Annotated in this window: 14 protein-coding genes; 8 read left to right on the plus strand and 6 right to left on the minus strand. The window is 72.9% G+C overall.

The window, feature by feature from the left end; translation table 11 throughout:
- Window positions 1-807, minus strand: a complete 807-nt coding sequence (locus ACZ7N4_RS20765) for a LysR family transcriptional regulator substrate-binding protein (protein WP_471359790.1) — start codon at window positions 805-807, stop codon at window positions 1-3.
- 83 nt (window positions 808-890) lie between these two features.
- Here ACZ7N4_RS20765 and ACZ7N4_RS20770 point away from each other — a divergent pair, with 83 nt between their 5' ends.
- Together ACZ7N4_RS20770 and ACZ7N4_RS20775 are read left to right on the plus strand one after the other, a co-directional pair.
- Window positions 891-1,289, plus strand: coding sequence for a DUF5997 family protein (locus tag ACZ7N4_RS20770; protein WP_471359791.1), 399 nt, complete (start codon window positions 891-893; stop codon window positions 1,287-1,289).
- 399 nt (window positions 1,290-1,688) lie between these two features.
- Window positions 1,689-2,504 carry a helix-turn-helix transcriptional regulator gene (locus ACZ7N4_RS20775; protein WP_471359792.1) on the plus strand — a complete coding sequence of 272 codons (816 nt, stop codon included), beginning with the start codon at window positions 1,689-1,691 and terminating at the stop codon, window positions 2,502-2,504.
- 28 nt (window positions 2,505-2,532) lie between these two features.
- Here ACZ7N4_RS20775 and ACZ7N4_RS20780 read toward each other — a convergent pair whose 3' ends face one another.
- A complete protein-coding gene (locus ACZ7N4_RS20780; RefSeq protein WP_467926264.1) occupies window positions 2,533-2,955 on the minus strand; it encodes a secondary thiamine-phosphate synthase enzyme YjbQ in 423 nt (140 codons plus the stop codon).
- 244 nt (window positions 2,956-3,199) lie between these two features.
- On the opposite strand from ACZ7N4_RS20780, the gene ACZ7N4_RS20785 reads away from it, so the two are divergent.
- The gene (locus tag ACZ7N4_RS20785) at window positions 3,200-4,276 is read left to right on the plus strand and encodes an NAD(P)-binding domain-containing protein (RefSeq protein ID WP_471359793.1); all 1,077 of its coding nucleotides are present in this window, start codon (window positions 3,200-3,202) and stop codon (window positions 4,274-4,276) included.
- 12 nt (window positions 4,277-4,288) lie between these two features.
- Here the strand turns inward: ACZ7N4_RS20785 and mltG are convergent, their stop codons facing one another.
- The gene (gene mltG, locus ACZ7N4_RS20790) at window positions 4,289-5,185 is read right to left on the minus strand and encodes an endolytic transglycosylase MltG (protein ID WP_471359794.1); all 897 of its coding nucleotides are present in this window, start codon (window positions 5,183-5,185) and stop codon (window positions 4,289-4,291) included.
- 43 nt (window positions 5,186-5,228) lie between these two features.
- The gene (locus tag ACZ7N4_RS20795) at window positions 5,229-7,031 is read right to left on the minus strand and encodes an ABC transporter ATP-binding protein (RefSeq protein ID WP_471359795.1); all 1,803 of its coding nucleotides are present in this window, start codon (window positions 7,029-7,031) and stop codon (window positions 5,229-5,231) included.
- 114 nt (window positions 7,032-7,145) lie between these two features.
- Between ACZ7N4_RS20795 and ACZ7N4_RS20800 the strand changes: the two genes are divergently transcribed.
- Window positions 7,146-7,595: a MarR family winged helix-turn-helix transcriptional regulator gene (locus tag ACZ7N4_RS20800; RefSeq protein WP_471359796.1), complete on the plus strand. Its 450-nt coding sequence runs from the start codon at window positions 7,146-7,148 to the stop codon at window positions 7,593-7,595.
- Window positions 7,596-7,698: 103 nt separating this feature from the next.
- Here ACZ7N4_RS20800 and ACZ7N4_RS20805 read toward each other — a convergent pair whose 3' ends face one another.
- The gene (locus ACZ7N4_RS20805; RefSeq protein WP_471359797.1) at window positions 7,699-9,309 is read right to left on the minus strand and encodes a peptide-N4-asparagine amidase; all 1,611 of its coding nucleotides are present in this window, start codon (window positions 9,307-9,309) and stop codon (window positions 7,699-7,701) included.
- Window positions 9,310-9,455: 146 nt separating this feature from the next.
- On the opposite strand from ACZ7N4_RS20805, the gene ACZ7N4_RS20810 reads away from it, so the two are divergent.
- Together ACZ7N4_RS20810 and ACZ7N4_RS20815 are read left to right on the plus strand one after the other, a co-directional pair.
- Window positions 9,456-10,985: a M1 family metallopeptidase gene (locus ACZ7N4_RS20810; RefSeq protein ID WP_471359798.1), complete on the plus strand. Its 1,530-nt coding sequence runs from the start codon at window positions 9,456-9,458 to the stop codon at window positions 10,983-10,985.
- Window positions 10,986-11,291: 306 nt separating this feature from the next.
- Window positions 11,292-13,184, plus strand: a complete 1,893-nt coding sequence (locus ACZ7N4_RS20815; protein WP_471359799.1) for an N-acetylmuramoyl-L-alanine amidase — start codon at window positions 11,292-11,294, stop codon at window positions 13,182-13,184.
- A 222-nt stretch (window positions 13,185-13,406) separates the two neighbouring features.
- On the opposite strand, the gene ACZ7N4_RS20820 is transcribed toward ACZ7N4_RS20815, so the two are convergent.
- The gene (locus ACZ7N4_RS20820) at window positions 13,407-14,153 is read right to left on the minus strand and encodes a L,D-transpeptidase family protein (protein ID WP_471359800.1); all 747 of its coding nucleotides are present in this window, start codon (window positions 14,151-14,153) and stop codon (window positions 13,407-13,409) included.
- Between the two features lie 274 nt (window positions 14,154-14,427).
- On the opposite strand from ACZ7N4_RS20820, the gene ACZ7N4_RS20825 reads away from it, so the two are divergent.
- Window positions 14,428-16,233 carry an ABC transporter ATP-binding protein gene (locus tag ACZ7N4_RS20825; RefSeq protein WP_471359801.1) on the plus strand — a complete coding sequence of 602 codons (1,806 nt, stop codon included), beginning with the start codon at window positions 14,428-14,430 and terminating at the stop codon, window positions 16,231-16,233.
- Window positions 16,230-18,011, plus strand: a complete 1,782-nt coding sequence (locus tag ACZ7N4_RS20830) for an ABC transporter ATP-binding protein (RefSeq protein WP_471359802.1) — start codon at window positions 16,230-16,232, stop codon at window positions 18,009-18,011. Before ACZ7N4_RS20825 ends, ACZ7N4_RS20830 begins: the two co-directional genes overlap by 4 nt.
- Window positions 18,012-18,241 lie beyond the last annotated feature (230 nt).

Genomic DNA, 18,241 nt, shown 5'->3' on the forward strand with positions numbered 1-18,241 from the left:
TCACGACCTCCGGCGCGGTTTACCCCGCTGGGCGGGCTTGGCGGACCTGTTGCCGCCCGCGCGGACGCCTGCCGTGCGGCCGGCCGGTTTCCCTGACGCCTTGCCCTGCGTCTTCGCCGTCGACTTGCCCTGCGCCTTGCCCTGGGCCTTGGCCTGCGCCTTCGTCTGCGACGGCTTGGCCTGTGAGGACGCCGGGGTGCGGCCCCTGGTGCTGTTGACCGTGCGTCCGCGGACGATGCCGATGAAGTCCTCCACCAGATCGGTGGTGGCCTCCTCCGGCCAGGACAGGGCGACGCTGGACTGAGGCGCGTCGACGACCGGGCGGTAGGTGAGGTCCCGGCGGTGGTGCAGGCGGGCCAGGGACTGCGGGACGACCAGCAGGCCGACGTTCGCCGCCACCAGCTCGACGGCGTCGGCGGTGGTGGCGGGCCGCTCGAAGGCCGGTTCGCCCGGCGGGGCCTCCCAGTCGAAGACGTCGTCCAGGGGGTGGAAGAGCACCTCGTCGGCGAGGTCGGCCAGGGTGACCTCCTCCGCCGCCGTGATCAGGTGGTCCTTGGGGACGACCACCACGGTGGTCTCGGTGTACAGCGGGATCGCGCTGAAGACCGTACGGTCGACCGGCAGCCGCAGGAGGCCCGCGTCGGCCTCCCCCGCCCGCAGCACCTCGGGCGCCTCGGAGGCCGGGACCTGGACGAGGGTGAGCGGAATGTCGGGCAGGCGCTCGTTCCAGGTCTTCACCCACTTGGCGGGCGTCACCCCGGGAACGTACGCGAGCCGGAACGACGGTGAATCCTCCGAGCCTGTCACCAGGCCAGGTTACCGGCCGCCACCGGAGCCCCCCGCCACCGGCCGTGGTCGGGCCCCCGGCACACGGCCGATACCCTGACGTCATGAAGTCGCAGCAGAGCACCCAGACGATGAAGCCCGCGACCGCGGCGAAGAAGCTGGGTGTGTACCTCCCCGCCACCCCCGCCTCCTTCCAGGAGGGTGTGGTTTCGCGCGCCGAGCTGAACGAGCTGCAGGCCAACCCGCCGGAGTGGCTGCGCGAACTGCGGGCCAACGGTCCCCACCCGCGTCCGGTGGTGGCCGCCAAGCTGGGCGTGTCCATCGCCGGCCTCGCCCGGGCCGGGGTCACCGAGGCGCTGACCACCGAGCAGATCGAGGCGCTCAAGCAGGAGCGGCCCGAGTGGCTGGAGAAGGAGCGCGCCACCCAGGCCGAGGTCCGCAAGGAGTCCGTGCGGCTGAAGAACCTGGAGAAGGAGAAGGAGAGCGGCGCCGAGCGCGGCTGATCCTTCGGCCCTGTCCCGACGCCCTCCGGCTCCACCCGGGGGGCGTCGTCGGTTCTCCCGCGGGTCCGCCGAGCGGAGATCCGTGGAGGACGGTGGAGGACAAGCGGTGACCCGCGGCGAGGACGGTACGGAGATCGACGGCGAGGATCGTGCGGGAATTCGCGGCGCACGCCGGGCCGAGGCCCAAGGAGGGGCCGAGCGGTGATCCGCGGAGAGGTGCGTCCGGCGACACCGGACGGGCCGCCGTTCCCCCGTGCCGGCGGCCCGTCGGGCGCGATGCGTCCGGTCAGGCCGGTGTCGCCGGTTGAAGTGTGCGACAGCGGGGGACCGCGGGGGTATGCGTACAAGTACGTACGCCGACGGGGGGAGGACGAGTACGCAAGGCAACCGGAGGAACTCGTGCGGCTGGACAAGGCCTACGAGCGCATGACGACCGTCGCCGTGGCGGCGCTGCACGAACGGCAACCCGAGCGGCTGTGGCCGCTGCTGGCCGGCACGCTGGCCGAGGTGTGCGGCGGTGAGGCGGTCATCCACAAGCTGGACGACTGGAACGAGAGCCGGGGCACGCTGGGCACCGTGCCCGACGCGGCCGCCGCGGAACTGGCCCGGCTCGGGGACGCCGACCTGGGTCTGCTGCGCGCGGGGTACCCCTTCGCCGGGCACTACGGGCCCGGAACCGACCGCACGCCGGTCACCGCGCTCCGGGCGGTGGGCCGTACCTGGCCGGGCAGCCCGACGGCCCGTCTGCTGCGCGAGGTGCTGGACGTCGACCACGCGCTGGGCGTGCCGCTCCCGGGGAGCGCCGAGCCGATCACCGGGTGCCTGGTGTACCGGGCCGGTGCGGACTTCACCGACGAGCAGGTGGTGATGGCGGAGCGCGCCCAGCCGCTGCTGGCGGCGGTCGAGCGGCAGCGCCGTCTGCTGGAGGAGTGGCGGCGGGCGCTCGGTCCGGCCCGCGCCGCGGACCAGCGGGCGGCGGAGTGCGCGCTCACCCCGCGCGAGACCGCCGTCCTGCTGCTGCTCACCGACGCGCTCACCGCCGACGCGATCGGCCGGCGCCTCGGCATCTCGGTCCGCACGGTGCACAAGCACGTCGAGAACATCTACCGCAAACTGGGCACCCGCGACCGCGTCGGCACGGTGTTGCGCGCCCAGCGCCTCGGTCTGGTGCCGTCGCCGGGTCCGGCTCGGGCCGCCTGGGCCGGCCCTTCGTGATCCGCCGGTCACCGCCCCGGGCTGCCGCTCAGCCGAGGAAGCTCAGCCGGACCCGGCGGTCGGGGTTGTCCTTGTTGGTGTCCACCAGGCACACCGACTGCCAGGTGCCCAGCTCCAGACGTCCGCCGATCACCGGGAGGGTCGCGTGCGGCGGGACGATGGCGGGCAGGACGTGGTCGCGGCCGTGACCGGGGCTGCCGTGCCGGTGCTGCCAGCGGTCGTCGGCGGGGAGCAGCGTGTGCAGCGCCGCGAGGAGGTCGTCGTCGCTGCCGGCGCCCGTCTCGATGACGGCGATGCCGGCGGTGGCGTGCGGGACGAAGATGTTGAGCAGGCCGTCGCGGCCGGCCGCCGCCGCCCGCAGGAAGTCCTCGCAGTCGCTGGTGAGGTCGACGACGCGTTCCCGGGTACCGGTGGAGACGTTGAGCATGCGTGTGGTGAAGGCATCGGACATGCCCCCATCCTGACCCATACGCCGGTTTCCACACCCCGTGGCGCCCGCGTTGTCCGATACAGGCGGGGATCGGGTGGAGCTTGGCCGATGCTCGGCGACACGCGGCGGGGCGCACGCGGCAGGTCGATGGGACCGCACGCGGCAGGTCGATGGGACCGCGCGTGGTGAGCAGGGTCGAACGCATCAGGCCGCCGGTCGACGCGTGGCCGGGAAGATCCACACCCGCCTCCTTGTTGGTTGAGGCGTGAACGAAGTCCGTGAGGTCGAGGTCGTCGTCATCGGTGCCGGTCAGGCAGGTCTGGCCGCCGCCTACCACCTGCGGCGCACCGGCTTCGAGCCGGACCGCGACATCGTGGTCCTCGACCACTCCCCCGGACCGGGTGGCGCCTGGCAGTTCCGGTGGCCCTCGCTGACGTTCGGCAAGGTGCACGGGATGCACGCGCTGCCCGGCATGGAGCTGACCGGCGCCGACCCGGCCCGCCCCTCGGCCGAGGTCGTCCGGGAGTACTTCGACCGCTACGAGCGCGCCTTCGGCCTGCGGGTACGGCGCCCGGTGGACGTGCGCGCGGTCCGCGAGGGCGACGGGGGGCGGCTGCTCGTGGAGACGTCGGACGGCAACTGGTCGACGCGGGCGCTGATCAACGCGACCGGCACCTGGGACCGGCCCTTCTGGCCGCTCTACCCGGGCCGGGAGACCTTCCGTAGTCGCCAGCTGCACACCGCGCGGTACGCCGGACCCGAGGAGTTCGCCGGGCAGCGGGTCGTGGTCGTGGGCGGTGGCGCCTCGGGCACCCAGCACCTGCTGGAGCTGGCCCCCTACGCCGCCGCGACGACGTGGGTCACCCGGCGGCCCCCCGTCTTCCGCGAAGGCCCGTTCGACCAGGAGGCGGGTCGTGCGGCCGTCGCGCTGGTGGAGGAGCGGGTGCGCCAGGGGCTGCCGCCGCGCAGCGTGGTCTCGGTCACCGGGCTGCCCCTGAACGACGCCGTCCGGCGGGGTCTCGCGGACGGGGTCCTGGACCGGCAGCCGATGTTCGACCGGATCGTCCCGGACGGCGTGGAGTGGAAGGACGGCCGGCGCGTGGCCGCCGACGTGATCCTGTGGGCGACCGGGTTCCGGGCCGCGCTCGACCATCTCGCTCCGCTGCGGCTGCGCGAGCCGGGCGGCGGTATCCGGGTGGAGGGCACCCGCGCGGTCGCCGATCCGCGGATCCACCTGGTCGGCTACGGCCCTTCGGCCAGCACCATCGGGGCCAACCGGGCCGGACGCACCGCCGTCCGGGACATCAGGCGGCTGCTCGCCGAGGAGCCGGTCGCCGCGTGACGCGCCGCCTGCTCAGTTGCCCGACGGCTCCGGGGAGGCCGGGGAGGAGCCCAGCGGGCCACCGCTCGGCTGGGCCGTCGACGCACCCTGGTGCAGGGCGTTGTACTCGGCCACGTTCCGAAGGTGCTCGTTGTAGCTCGCGGTGAAGCGGGTGTCCCCGGGCGCGACCGTGACGAAGTACAGCCAGTCACCCGGCGTCGGGTTGAGCGCGGCGCGCATCGCGTCCTCGCCGGGGCTGTCGATCGGCGTCGGCGGCAGGCCCATGCGCTGGTAGGAGTTGTACGGGCTCTCCATCCGGGTGTCGCCCTGGCTGGTGTCGACGGTGGTGCGGTTCAGCGCGTAGTGGAGCGTCGAGTCCATCTGCAGCGGCATCCCGCTATTGAGCCGGTTGAAGATGACCCGGGCGACCTTGCCCATGTCCGCCTTCGTCGCGGCCTCGGCCTGGACGATGCTGGCGATGGTGACGGCCTGGTAGACGTTCACCGCGTTGCGCTGGGCGCCGGCCGCCACGGGTGCGCCGTTGAACTTCCTGTCCGCGGTGTCGACCATGAGCTGCAGCAGGGATTGAGGGGTTGCTCCTTTCGGGACGGGATAGGTCGCCGGGAAGAGATAGCCCTCCGGGTTGCCACCGGCCTCGTTCGGCAGCTTCAGGCCGGCCTTGCCGAGGGACTTGCGGGTGCTTCCCGGTGGCAGGGCGAGGGCCTTGTCGATCGCGTCGTAGACCTGGTTCGCCCGCCAGCCCTCCGAGATCACCAGCAGGGCGGGCTTCGCCTGCTCGCGGCCGGCCCCCAGCGTCAGCAGCGGCACCGCCACGGCGGTGCCGGCCACGACGGCGCCGGTCACGAGGACGGCAAGCCTGCCCCGGCGCGTCAGTCGGGTTCTGCTCCGTGACGGAGTGTTCGTCTGCATGCGGGCACGGTAATACGCATATCGTCATAAACCCGGCATATATTCAGTTTGTCGGTTGCAGTTGCGCGTCCCGGTGCACCAGGGCCGCGTACCGGCCGTCCCGCTCCAGGAGTTCCTCGTGCGTGCCGCGTTCGGCGACGCGTCCGGAGTCCAGCACCACGATCTGGTCGGCACCGCGGACGGTGGACAGACGGTGGGCGATGGTGATCGTCGTACGGTCGGCCGACAGCGCGTCGATGGCCTCCTGGACGGCGGCTTCCGTGCGGGTGTCGAGGGCGCTGGTCGCCTCGTCCAGGATGAGGACGGGCGGGTCCCGCAGGATCGTGCGGGCTATCGCCAGCCGCTGCTTCTCGCCTCCGGAGAAGCGGTGGCCGCGCTCGCCCACGACCGTGTCGTAGCCGTCGGGCAGGGCGGCTATGTGGTCGTGGATCTGCGCCGCCTTGGCCGCCGCGTGCAGTTCCTCGTCGGTGGCGTCCGGCTTGGCGAAGCGCAGGTTGTCACCGACCGAGGCGTGGAAGAGGTACGTCTCCTGGGAGACGACACCGACCGCGCGCGCGAGGGTGTCGAAGTCGAGGTCGCGCACGTCGACTCCGTCCAGCGTGACCCGGCCGCCGGTGACGTCGTACAGGCGGGGCACCAGATAGCCCAGCGTGGACTTGCCGGCGCCGGTGGGGCCGACGACGGCGAGGCTGCCGCCGGCGGGCACGGTGAGGTCGACACCGTCGAGGACGGGTCCGCCCTTGTCGTCGTAGCGGAACTCGACGTCCTCGAAGCGGACTTCGCCCTTGATCCGGTCCAGGCGGACCGGCCGCTCGCGCTCGGTGATGTCGACGGGCAGGTCGAGGTATTCGAAGATGCGCTGGAAGAGCGCCAGCGAGGTCTGGATCTGGACGCCGGTCGCGAGCAGGCTCACAGCCGGGCGGAACAGGCCCTGCTGGAGCGAGACGAAGGCGACGATGGTGCCGAGGGAGACCTCCGGGCCGCCGAACCGGAGGGCGAGGCCGGCCGTCCAGTAGATGACCGCGGGCATCGCGGCCATGACGATCGTGATCACCGCCATGCGCCAGCGCCCGGCCATGTTCGACCTGACCTCCAGGTCGACCAGGTGCTCGGACTCCTGGGCGAAGGACGCGGTCAGCGAGTCGGCGCGGCCCATGGTGCGGCCGAGCAGGATGCCGCTGACCGAGAGCGACTCGGTGACCGTGGCCGCCATCGCGGCCATCTGCTTCTGCCGCTGCGTGGTGATCTTCTTGCGTTCGTTGCCGACGCGGCGGCTGATCCAGACGAACACCGGCAGCAGAAGCAGCGAGACGATCGTCAGCCGCCAGTTCAGGGCGATCATCGCGACGACGGTGGCGACCACACTGGTGGCGTTGGACACCAGGGAGGTGGCGGTGGAGGTGACGGTGGCCTGCATGCCGCCGATGTCGTTGGCGATGCGGGACTGGACCTCGCCGGTGCGGGTGCGGGTGAAGAAGGCCAGGGACATGCGCTGCAGCCGGCCGTAGACCGCCGTGCGCAGGTCGTGCATGACCCGCTGGCCGACGGTGGTCGAGATCAGGGTCTGCAGCACGCCGAAGACGCTCGACAGGACGGCGCTGAGGATCATGCCGAGCGCGAGCAGGCTCAGCAGGCCGGTGCGGCCCTGCGGGATCGCGACGTCGAGCGTCTCCTTCAGCAGGAACGGCGTGGCCACCGAGACCAGTGACGAGGCGCCGACGAGCAGGCCCACGACCGTCAGACGGCCGCGGTAGGGACGGAAGAGCCGCAGGATGCGGCGCACCTGCCGGGGCTGCTCGCCGGCGTCGGCAGGTGGGGTCCAGGAGGGTTCGCGGTCGGGGTGCATGGGCTCCTACGGGAAGGACGGGCGCCGGCCGGGGGTCGACCGACGATGTCGGAACGGATCGCAGCTCATTGTTACCTATACTCACAATGAACGGCATCCTGATATTGTTCCCGCATGACCACCCCCGATCCCGACGGCCTGCTCGCCGAGCAGTTGCTGCGGCTCACCCGCCGGGTGCACCGCATCCAGAAGCGCCATCTGGAAGAGCGCGACCTGGGCGTCACCCCGGCCCAGTCCCGGCTGCTGCGGACCCTCGCGCACTACGCCTCGCCTCCGCGCATGGCCGACCTGGCCGAGCGCCTGGAGGTCGTGCCCCGGGCGGTGACGACGCTGGTCGACGGGCTGGAGGCGAGCGGGAAGGTGCGGCGGGTGGCGGATCCGGCGAACCGGCGCGTGACCCGGATCGAGCTGACGGACGAGGGGCGCGCGGCCCTGCGCGAACTGCGCGGCGCCCGCCACTCCGCCGCCGAGGAGATACTGGCGCCCCTGACCGAGAAGGAGCGCCAGGTGCTCGGCGTGCTGCTGGACACCCTGATCGACGGGGACGCGGCCCAGCGCTGCTGACCGGCACGGGCGCCGGACCGGCGCGACCGGTTTGACCGGCTCGACCGTAAGGGCGCGTCCCCGGCGAGGTGCGCGCTGTCAGGCGTCCCTCTCGCCGCCCGGCTCAGCAGCGGCGGCGGTCCTCCGTCAGCATCCCCTGAACCGTGGTCAGCAGACGGTCGTAGCAGCCGTCCGAGCCGAGGAGGCGGTAGCGCTCGGTCGAGGTGCCGACCGCGTGCCGCCGGTCCCGCGGCACATCGGTCGTGTACGCGGCGTCGCCGCTGTAGGTGTCGTCCAGCCGCGACCACACGGTGCGCCGGCCGCCCTCGCGGGTCACCGACTGCGCCCGGTCGCCGAGGGTCAGCACGGTGCGCAGCCGCTTGTCGGAGCCGAGGGTGACGGCGCCGTTCACGGTGTACGTCCGGTGCGTCCGCGTCGTCCGCGCGGGGCCGTGGCCGGCGGTCCTGACCGTCTCGTCGTCGGTCCAGTTCGCGTCGAGTGCGTCCGTGTCCTCGCCGTCGGTCCAGCGGTGGTCGGAGGTGTTGGCGAGCGCCCGCGTGACGGTGGTGGTCACGCGCCCGTGCGAGGTGTCGAGGTACCCGGAGACGGTGAGCCGGTGCCCCGCCTCGGTGTGCGCCCGGTTCTCCGCGCCGGGGGTGAAGGTGGAGGAGTCGGCGAGATCGGTCGCCTCGTCCTCGGTGAGCGCGCCGGGGACGTGGGCGCGGTGCGGGTCCCGCCAGACCAGGACGTTCACCGGGGTGCTCCAGCCCGACTGTCCCGCGGGCACACCGGCGACGGACACCTCCACGCGGTGCGGGCGCCCGTCGTTGAGGAGGCCGGCGAAGGGGGTGAGGTCGTACTCGACGGGCCGGACGTCGAAGGCGCGCGGGGCCGGGACGACGTACCACAGGAAGGGGTTGGACCAGCCGCCCGTCCACACGTTCGGGAACGGGGCGGCGATGCCGGCGAGCCGGCCGTCGACGCTGATCCGCACCTCGCGGTAGGGCCCGCGGTCGGACTTGCAGGAGTAGGGCGCCGGGTCCGCCACGGTCAGGTACCAGAACTCCTCGCAGCCCCCGCCCGAACCGGTCGCGTACACCTCGGCGACGATCCGTTCGCTGTTGCGCGGGGTGGTCAGCGTCGTACCGGCGGGCGTGTCGGCGAGCGTGAGGACGTGGTCGGGGGCGGGGGCCGCGGGGCGGCCGGCGTAGAAGGTGAGGGTGACGTGGACGTCGATGACACCGGTGTACGTGTCGTCCACCACGTTGCCGATCAGCATCTCGACGTCCTGGGAGCGGCGGAAGGTGTCGCTGTAGCGGGTGACGTCCTTCTCCACGTGCCACTCGATGCCGTCGGGCGAGGGCTCCGGCGTGGAGGTGCGCAGGATCTCCACGCCGCCGACGTGCAGATAGCCGAGCCGGTCGTACTGACGGCCCTTCACCTTGCCGTCGAGGCGCAGCACGACCTTGCTCCAGCGCCCGCCGCAGTCCCCGGGCGGCACGTACGCGCCCCGGTAGGGCGTGAAGTCGCGGAACCGTACGTCGGCGAGGGTGACCTGGCAGGACCTGGCGTCCGGCCGGTCGACGGGCGGGGCCGCGGTCACCGGGTCGTGCCAGTCGGTGCCGAACTCGGCAGGCACCTCGGCGGCGTGGGCCACCGGAGTCCCCGTGCCGAAGAACGCGCTCACCAGGAGGGTCGCCCCCGCGAGCATGGACATGACCATCGGTCTTCTCATGGCCGGTGTTCTAACGGGGAGACGGCCCGCCCCGCAATGACGCCTCGACAGAACGGCGCGATGCGTACGGCCGCCGCACGCGCCGGACGCCGCACAATGAACGGGTATTTAGTGATATAAGCGGATCATGCTGGCATAGTGCGCTTATGGAGATCGCAAAGGGGTCACTCTCCCGCCGCGCGGCCCGCACCCTCGCCCTCGCCGTGGCCGGCACGGGCGCGGTGACCGGTGCCGCCCTCGTCGCCGGCCTGCTGCCGCACGAGACCGACGGCTCACCCGCGCCCGGTCCCGCCGCCTCGACGGGCCCGGCCCCGGCCCCCGGCGCGCCCGGCATCGGCGACCCGCTGATGCCGCTCGCCGGCAACGGCGGCTACACCGTCCGCCGTTACACACTGGACTTCGACTGGCGGGCACCGCACACCCCCTTCGAGGCGTCCACCACCCTCAGTGCCACTGCCACCCAGGCTCTGTCCCGCTTCGACCTCGACTTCGCGGGCAACACCCTGCACCGCGTCACCGTCGACGGCGCACCGGCCACCGCCCGGCGCGACGGGGACGAACTCGTCGTCACTCCGGTACGCCCCATCCCCCGCGGCGGCGCCTTCACCGTCCAGGTCGCCTACACCGCCGACCCGGCACAGAGCCGGCACCGCGACGACGCGATCCAGGACTACGGCTGGGTCCCCACCGCCGACGGCACCATGGTCTGCGCGCAGCCCGACGGGGCCAAGATGATCTTCCCGTCCGACGACCACCCGAGCCTGCGGGCACCGGTCACCTTCCACATCACCACCCCACCGGGGCTCAGCGCGGTGGCCAACGGGCGGCTCGTCTCCACCGTCCGGCGGCCCGACGGCCGCACCCGGTGGACCTACGACTCCGAGCAGCCGGTCGCCGCTCAGCTGGTGCAGCTGGCGATCGGGAGGTTCACGTTCGCCGACAGCAGGGGCCCGGGCGGGCTGCCCGTCCGGGACGTGGTCGCCGACGGGCTGGTCACCGGCACCGAGGAGTACCGCTCGCTGACGCCGGAGCACCTGGCGTGGCTGGAACGGCGGCTCGGCCCGTACCCCTTCCTCCGCTACGGGGTGCTGGTCGGCGACACCGACCTGCCGGTGGCCCTGGAGACCCAGTCGCTCTCCGTCGTACCGCGGGACGACCTGCTGGGTGACCGGGTCGACGCCGAACGCAATCTCGTCCACGAGCTGACGCACCATTGGACGGGTGACAGCGTCGCCATCCGCCGCTGGTCCGACCTGTGGCTGAGCGAGGGTCACGCCCGCTTCTACGAACGGCTGTACTCCGCCGAGCACGGCGGCGTGAGCCTGGAGTCCGCGATGCGGGAGGCGTACGAGCAGCACGACCAGTGGCGGCACGACGAAGGGGCGCCCGCCGAGCCCACCGCGGAGACCCTCTTCAAGGTGATGCGCTACGACGGTTCGGCGCTGGTGCTCTTCGCGCTGCGGGAGAAGGTCGGCGAGGAGGCCTTCGAGCGGATCGAGCGCACCTGGGTGACCGAGTACCGGGGGCGCGCGGCCGGCACCCGGGACTTCGTCGCGCTCGCGTCCCGGGTCGCCGGAGAGGACCTGACGCCGTTTCTGAAACCCTGGCTCCACGGCCCCCACACCCCGCCCATGCCGGGCCACCCCGACTGGCAGGTGGACCCGGTGGAGGACTGAGCCGCATCCGGTCGCGCGTGGTTGCCCCAGGCAGCCGAGCCACTGCCGCCGACCGGGTGGCCTCTGCCGGGCCGCTGGTCCACCCCGGTGACGCTCGCCACGACACGACGCCCGGGGCACGGAAACGTACAAGGGGTGGCACCACGGGCAACTCCTTTGCCCTGGTTGCGATCGAGCGTGGTTGGGAGAGCCTCTGCGATGAGAAGAAATGTTTCTGCACATGTCCCCGGTGCCATCCGGAGGTGCCGCCGCGCGGCTTGTGTGATCGCGGGGGCGGCACTCCTGCCGCCACTGCTGATCCTCCCGATGTCCGGCGCCGACGAGGCGGCGGACCGGCGTCTGCAGGACGCCTTCACGGACGCCGCGCGCGAGTTCCACGTGCCGCGCAGTGTGCTCATGAGCGTCTCCTACATGCAGTCACGCTGGGACACGCACCCGGGCGCGCCCAGCGTCTCGGGCGGCTTCGGACCGATGCACCTGGTGGACACCGACCGCGTCAAGACCGCGGTCCCGCCGCCCGCCCCGCAACCACCGCTCGGCGCCCAGGGCCGGCAGCTCACGGGTGCGGCGGGGGACTCCGCCGCCGCGGACACACCGGCCCACCGCGCCGTACAGCCCGCGGACCTGCAGCACGCGGCACGCCTGATCAAGGCCCCGGCCGGACGTCTGCGCACGGACGCCGTCGCCAACGTACGCGGCGGAGCCGCGATCCTGGCCGAGACGCAACGACGGCTCGGCAAGCCCCTCAGCGCCGATCCGGGGGACTGGTGGGAGGCGGTGGCACGCTTCCCGGGCAACCGTGACGTCACGTCAGCCGCCTCGTACGCCGACGACGTCTTCGCCCTGATCCGCCGGGGAGCGCACCGCACCACCGCGGAGGGACAGGACGTCGCCCTGTCCCCCAGCCCCCGGGTGCGGCCGCACCCCCGCACCGCCGGCCAGCCGAACCCGCAGCGGTCCAAGCTGGCGGAGTGCCCCGCGGAACTGGCCTGTGACTGGCTCGGCGCGCCGTACGAGGAGATCGACGACAGCTCGTACGGCAACCACGACCTCGCCGACCGGCCCAGGGACCAGCCGATCGAGTACATCGTCATCCACGACACCGAGGCGGACCTGCAGAGCATGTTCCAGACGGTGCAGGATCCGACGGAATCCTCGTGGCACTACTCGATCCGCTCCAGCGACGGCCACGTCACCCAGCACATCAAGACCAAGGACGAGGCCTGGCACTCCGGCAGCCAGTTCGTGAACGCCCGCTCGATCGGCATCGAGCACGAGGGGTTCCTCACCCACCCGGGCACCTGGTACACGGAACAGATGTACCGGGCCTCGGCGCGCCTGGTGAAATACCTGGCGAAGAAGTACTCCATCCCGCTCGACCGGCAGCACATCTTCGGCCACGACAACGTGCCGGCTCCGACCGCCGACACCATCCCCGACATGCACGACGATCCCGGCCCCTTCTGGGACTGGCGGCACTATTTCGACCTCCTCGGCGCGCCGCTGCGCGCGACGGCGGGACCCGACAGCGACATGGTGACCATCCTGCCGGACTACGCCGCGCACAAACCGTCGTTCACGGGCTGCACCGGCAGTGGTTCACCGTGTCGGCCGCACGGCTCCAGCGCCGTCCGGCTGTACACCGAACCGGACGAGAAGTCCCCGCTGATCCAGGACCCGGGCCGCAAGCCGGACGGCGACGACTCCACCCAGGACGTCAACGACCTGGGCTCGCGCGTCTCCACCGGGCAGACCTTCGCCGTCGCCGACCGCCGCGGCGACTGGACGGCGATCTGGTTCCAGGGGCACAAGGCCTGGTTCAAGAACCCCCGGAACAAGCCGACGGCCGTCGGTGCGGCCGGGCGCATGGTCACGCCGAAGGAGGGCCTGGACGAGATCCCGGTGTACGGGCGTGCCCTCCCGGAGGAGGAGGCCTTCCCGGACGACGTGGACGAGCCGGCCGAGTCACCGCTGCCCTACGGCTTCCTGGCCGGGCAGCGGTACGTGACACAGGCCGGCGTCGGCAGCTCCTACACCGCCAAGTCCTTCAGCGACACGCCCAACCCGGTGGTGTGGGGCCGGGAGCGGTACTACGAGATCCAGTTCGGCCACCGGCTCGCGTACGTCCGGGCCAGCGACGTGGACGTGGTCGGCTCCTCCACCACCGCGGGGGCGCCGGGCCTCCAGACCGGGAGGTGACCTCATCGGAACGCCGGGGCACCATGGGGGCTAACCTCCGCGGAACACCGGAGGACCGTGCCGGGCCGCCGAGCGGTGGCCTCGCGAGGGCCGGCCGCGCCGGGCCGGGGTGGCGGGGGGGGGCGGATTTCCCGGTGGCCGGGAGCGGGCGGCGGGGCGGGAGGTGTGTGTCCCGGCGTCCTCGCTCCGCCCGACTCCCAGGCTCGGCCCGTCCTCGCTCCGCTACGCCCTCAGGCTCGTTCTGTCCCCCATCACCACGACAGGGTCGTGCGCCGGGTCCAGCGTGCGCAGCAGGAACTCCATGGCCTTCCGGGAGACGCTGACACAGGCCGAAGTGCCGCTGCCATGGTCCAGGTGCAACCAGATGCCGCCCCCCTTCTCCGTTCCCCACGGGCGGGTGGCGTCGCGCGGCGGGGTGCCCTTGACGCGGTTGTAGTCGATGGCGATGACGTAGTCGAAGTCGTGCTGGTGCGCCTCGTCCCACTCGGCGGGCGGTGCGTAGGCGCCCTCGTTCCGGTCGTAGGGCAGCCGGGTGCCCGGGTCGGCGAGCACGCCGCCGGCGTCGGTGAGGGTGAACACGCCGACCGGGCTGCGCGCGTCGCCCTCGTGATGGTGCGCGGTCCAGCCGCGGCGCCCGTTGTGGGCGGCCCATCTCGCCATCGGGTGCCAGTGCGCGCCCTGACGGGTGTACAGCACGACCAGGGAGTCCGCCGAGTCCCGGCCCTCGCCGTACACGGCGACGACCTGGCGGGAGCCGACGGGTATCCGCCGGTACAGGCGGTCGCCGACACCCGGGATGCGGGTCGGGTCGGTCGTGGGGGCGGACGGCGCGGTGGAGGCCCGCTCGGCACCGCGCGCGCCGTGAGCGGGAGCGGGGGCGGTGGTGCCGCAGGCGGAGAGCGTCGCGAGGAGGGCGCCGAGGGCCGCCACCCCGGCGACCGTCCGGCGCCGCGCACTGTCGATCTGCACACCTCCATGCTGCCATCACCAAACCGGCTGACTGGGTGAACGTTCGGGCAGTGACCGTGCCGAGTGACGTGGTTGTCCAGGCTTGACGGGCGGGGCGGGAGGCGGGGCGAGCCGGGTGATCAGGGCCGTGTCCGGAAGTCGGCGGCTTTCGGGGGCCGTCAAGGAAAACCGTTTGAAATCCACCACTCCGCGACGCGAACCTTTCACGGCTTGTTGCCGTGCACCGCGGCTTCCCGGCCCTTCCCGCCCCTATGACACGAGCCACTGGGACGTCATGCAGATACAAGACCTTCCGTATCCCGATCCGGGCGTGCCCGACGTGCGTTCGGGTCCCCGATTCCTGTGGTGGCTCTGGCGCAACCAGCTGGGCGGACAGCTGAAGTCGCTCGCCTGGGGCCTGCTGCACTTCGTGTCCGTCTCCGCGCTGCCCTTCTGTGTCGGTCTCGCCGTACAGGCGGCCGTCGACCGCTCCGGCGGCCGGCTCGCCCTGACGGGTGGTCTGATGCTGGTCTGCGGTACGGGGATCGCGCTCGGTGACACCTTCCTGCACCGGGCCGCCATCACCAACTGGATCACCGCCGCCGCCCGCGTCCAGCAACTCCTGGCCCGCAAGGCCGCCCACCTGGGTTCCGCGCTGACCCGGCGGGTGGCGGCCGGTGAGGTGGTGGCCGTCTCCACCGGTGACGTGGAGAAGATCGGCTGGTTCGTCGAGGCCGTCTCCCGTTTCACGGCCGCCGCGCTGACCGTCGTGGTCGTCTGCGTCGGCCTGCTCGTGTACCAGCCCGCGCTCGGCGTGATCGTCGCCGTGGGCCTGCCCGCCGTGGCCCTCGCGGTCCTGCCGCTGCTGCCCCGCGCGACGCGCCGCGCCGACGTGCAGCGCGAGAAGGCCGGCCGGGCCACCGAGCTGGCCTCCGACACCGTCGCCGGACTGCGGGTGCTGCGCGGCATCGGGGGCGAGGAACTGTTCCTGGACCGCTACCGCCAGGCCTCGCAGGAGGTACGGCACGCCGCCGTGCGCAGCGCGCGCATGTGGTCGCTGATCTCCGCCGTACAGGTGCTGCTGCCCGGACTGCTGCTGATCGCCGTCGTCTGGCACGGCATCGACCTGGCCCGCCAGGGCCGGATCACGGTCGGTGAACTCGTCACCGTCTACAGCGCGGTCATGGTCCTCAACTACCCGCTGCGGCACTTCGAGGAGATCGCCATGGCGTACTCCTTCTCCCGCCCCTCGGCCAAACGCGCCGCACGGGTGCTGTCGCTGGAGCGGTCCACGGCCACCGACGGAACCCGCGAGGCCGACGCCCCGGACGGTGACGTGTACGACCCCGCGACCGGTCTGCTCGCTCCCGCCGGCCGGCTCACCGCCGTGGTGTGCGGCGACCCGGACGCGGCGGGCAGGCTGGCCGAGCGGCTGGGCGGCCACCCCTCGGAGCCGGACCGGTCGGTGCTGCTCGGCGGGGTCCCCCTGGACGAACTCCCCCTCGACACCGCCCGCACCGCCGTCCTCGTCCAGGACAAGGACCCGGTGCTGCTCTCCGGCACACTGCGCGACCTGCTCGACGTGCCCGCCTCCGGAGCCGTGCGGCCCGCGGACGCGCTGGCGGCGGCCCGGTGCGAGGACGTGCTGGACGCGCTGGTGCAGGGTTCGCTGGACGCCGCCGATCCGATGGACGCCCGCATCACCGAGCGCGGGCGGTCCCTGTCCGGCGGCCAGCGCCAGCGGCTCGCCCTGGCCAGGTCGCTGATCACCGATCCGGAGGTGCTGGTGCTGGACGAGCCGACCTCCGCCGTCGACTCGCACACCGAGGCCCGGATCGCGGACGGGCTGCGCCGGCTGCGGTCGGGGCGGACGACCGTGGTGTTCACCTCCTCTCCCCTGCTGCTCGACCGCGCGGACCAGGTGGTGCTGGTGCACGAGGGCGAGGTCGTGGCGGTCGGCACGCACCGGGAACTGGTCGACGGCGAGCCGCGGTACCGGGCCGTGGTGACCCGGGAGACCGAAGAGGAACTGGCCGCGGCCGACGAGGACTTGCTGCTGGACGCGCTCCAGGAGCTGGAAGAGATCGAGGAGAGCGCATGATCGGCGTTGCGCCGCCGGCGTACGACCCGGCGGCCCCGACGACCGCCACCACCCTGCCTGTCGGCGCCCCCGCGACCGTACGCGCCTACGTCACCGAGCTGTTCCGGCGGCACCGGCGGGCCTTCCTGCTGCTCATCACCGTCAACACGGTGGCCGTGGTCGCCTCCATGGCGGGCCCGTACCTGCTCGGCGGCCTGGTCGAACGGGTGACGGACGAGGCCCGGGAGCTCCACCTGGGCCTGACCGCCGGGCTGTTCGTGCTCGCGCTGGCCGTGCAGGCCGTCTTCGTACGGCAGGTGCGGCTGCGGGGCGCGATACTCGGCGAGCGGATGCTGGCCGACCTGCGCGAGGACTTCCTCGTGCGGTCCGTCGGGCTGCCGCCGGGTGTGCTGGAGCGGGCGGGCACCGGCGACCTGCTCTCCCGCATCACCACCGACATCGACCGCCTGGCCAACGCCATGCGCGAGGCCGTGCCGCAGCTGGCCATCGGTGTGGTGTGGGCCCTGCTGCTGCTCGGTGGACTGGTCGTGACGGCGCCGCCGCTGGCCGCCGCCGTGCTGCTCGCCCTGCCGGTCCTGGTGACCGGCTGCCGCTGGTACTTCAAACGGGCCCCGTCCGGCTACCGCTCGGAGGCCGCCGGCTACGCCGCCGTCGCCGCCGCGCTCGCCGAGACCGTGGACGCGGGCCACACCATCGAGGCGCACCGCCTCGGCGCCCGCCGCGTGGCCCTGTCGGAACGGCGGATCGCGCAGTGGGTCGCGTGGGAGCGGTACACCCTCTGGCTCCGCTCCGTGCTCTTCCCGGTCGTCAACGCCGTCCACCTCCTCGTGCTCGGCTCGGTGCTGATGGTCGGCGGGGTCCTCGTCCTCCACGGCTGGCTCGGAGTGGGCCGACTGACCACCGGTGCGCTCATCGCGCAGATGCTGGTCGATCCGGTGAACCTGATCCTGCGCTGGTACGACGAGGTGCAGGTCGCCCAGGTGTCGCTGGGCCGCCTGGTCGGTGTGCGGGACATCGAGCCGGACGCCGGGGACGCCTCGCTCGCTCCCGACGGGCGGGACGTGCACGCCGACCGGGTGCACTTCGGCTACCGCGAGGGTGTCGACGTGCTGCGCAAGGTCTCCCTGGAGGTCGCGCCGGGCACCCGGCTGGCCCTGGTCGGCCCGTCGGGCGCGGGCAAGTCCACCCTGGGCCGGCTGCTCGCCGGGATCTACGCGCCCCGGGACGGCCGGATCACCCTGGGCGGGGCGGAGCTGTCCCGGATGCCCGCGGAGCGCGTCCGCACGCACGTCGCCCTCGTCAACCAGGAGCACCACGTCTTCGTGGGGTCCCTGCGCGACAACCTCCGGCTCGCCCGAGCCACCGCCCCGGACGCCGAGCTGTGGGCCGCTCTGGGCGCGGTCGACGCGGACGGGTGGGCGCGGGCACTGGACGAGGGCCTGGACACCGAGGTGGGCTCCGGCGGCCTGGCGCTGACCCCGGCGCAGGCACAGCAGATCGCGCTGGCCCGGCTGGTGCTGGCCGATCCGCACACGCTGGTCCTGGACGAGGCGACCTCGCTGCTCGACCCGCGCGCGGCCCGCCACCTGGAACGCTCCCTGGCACGGGTCCTCGACGGCCGCACCGTGGTCGCCATCGCCCACCGGCTGCACACCGCCCACGACGCCGACGTGATCGCCGTCGTGGAGAACGGCCGGATCAGCGAGCTGGGCAGCCATGACGAGCTGGTCGCAGCGGGGGGCGCGTACGCGGCACTGTGGCGGTCCTGGCACGGGTGACGGCGCCCGGTGTGAGCCGGGGAGCGCGGTGACTACGGCGGCGCGGTGCGGGGGCTCCCGTGGCCGGCGGTCGGGCGACGGTGCCGCGGAGGGCCGCGGGCGGGCGGTGGGGCGGGGCAAACCTGCGGCAGGGGAGCCGAGGGCTTGCGCTGCCTGGCCAGGGAGGGCCACACCGTCTGGGTCCGGTCGCCGATGCCGATGAGGATCGGTCGGGGGCCGCCGGGTGGCCG

The sequence above is a fragment of the Streptomyces sp. NPDC107654 genome (genome assembly GCF_055639035.1).

Coding starts and splice junctions, on each gene's coding strand:
- ACZ7N4_RS20770 (WP_471359791.1), top strand. CDS start 891: ATGAAGTCGCAGCAGAGCACCCAGACGATGAAGCCCGCGACCGCGGCG.
- ACZ7N4_RS20780 (WP_467926264.1), bottom strand. CDS start 2,955: ATGTCCGATGCCTTCACCACACGCATGCTCAACGTCTCCACCGGTACC.
- mltG (WP_471359794.1), bottom strand. CDS start 5,185: ATGCAGACGAACACTCCGTCACGGAGCAGAACCCGACTGACGCGCCGG.
- ACZ7N4_RS20795 (WP_471359795.1), bottom strand. CDS start 7,031: ATGCACCCCGACCGCGAACCCTCCTGGACCCCACCTGCCGACGCCGGC.
- ACZ7N4_RS20800 (WP_471359796.1), top strand. CDS start 7,146: ATGACCACCCCCGATCCCGACGGCCTGCTCGCCGAGCAGTTGCTGCGG.
- ACZ7N4_RS20805 (WP_471359797.1), bottom strand. CDS start 9,309: ATGAGAAGACCGATGGTCATGTCCATGCTCGCGGGGGCGACCCTCCTG.
- ACZ7N4_RS20810 (WP_471359798.1), top strand. CDS start 9,456: ATGGAGATCGCAAAGGGGTCACTCTCCCGCCGCGCGGCCCGCACCCTC.
- ACZ7N4_RS20815 (WP_471359799.1), top strand. CDS start 11,292: ATGTCCGGCGCCGACGAGGCGGCGGACCGGCGTCTGCAGGACGCCTTC.
- ACZ7N4_RS20825 (WP_471359801.1), top strand. CDS start 14,428: ATGCAGATACAAGACCTTCCGTATCCCGATCCGGGCGTGCCCGACGTG.
- ACZ7N4_RS20830 (WP_471359802.1), top strand. CDS start 16,230: ATGATCGGCGTTGCGCCGCCGGCGTACGACCCGGCGGCCCCGACGACC.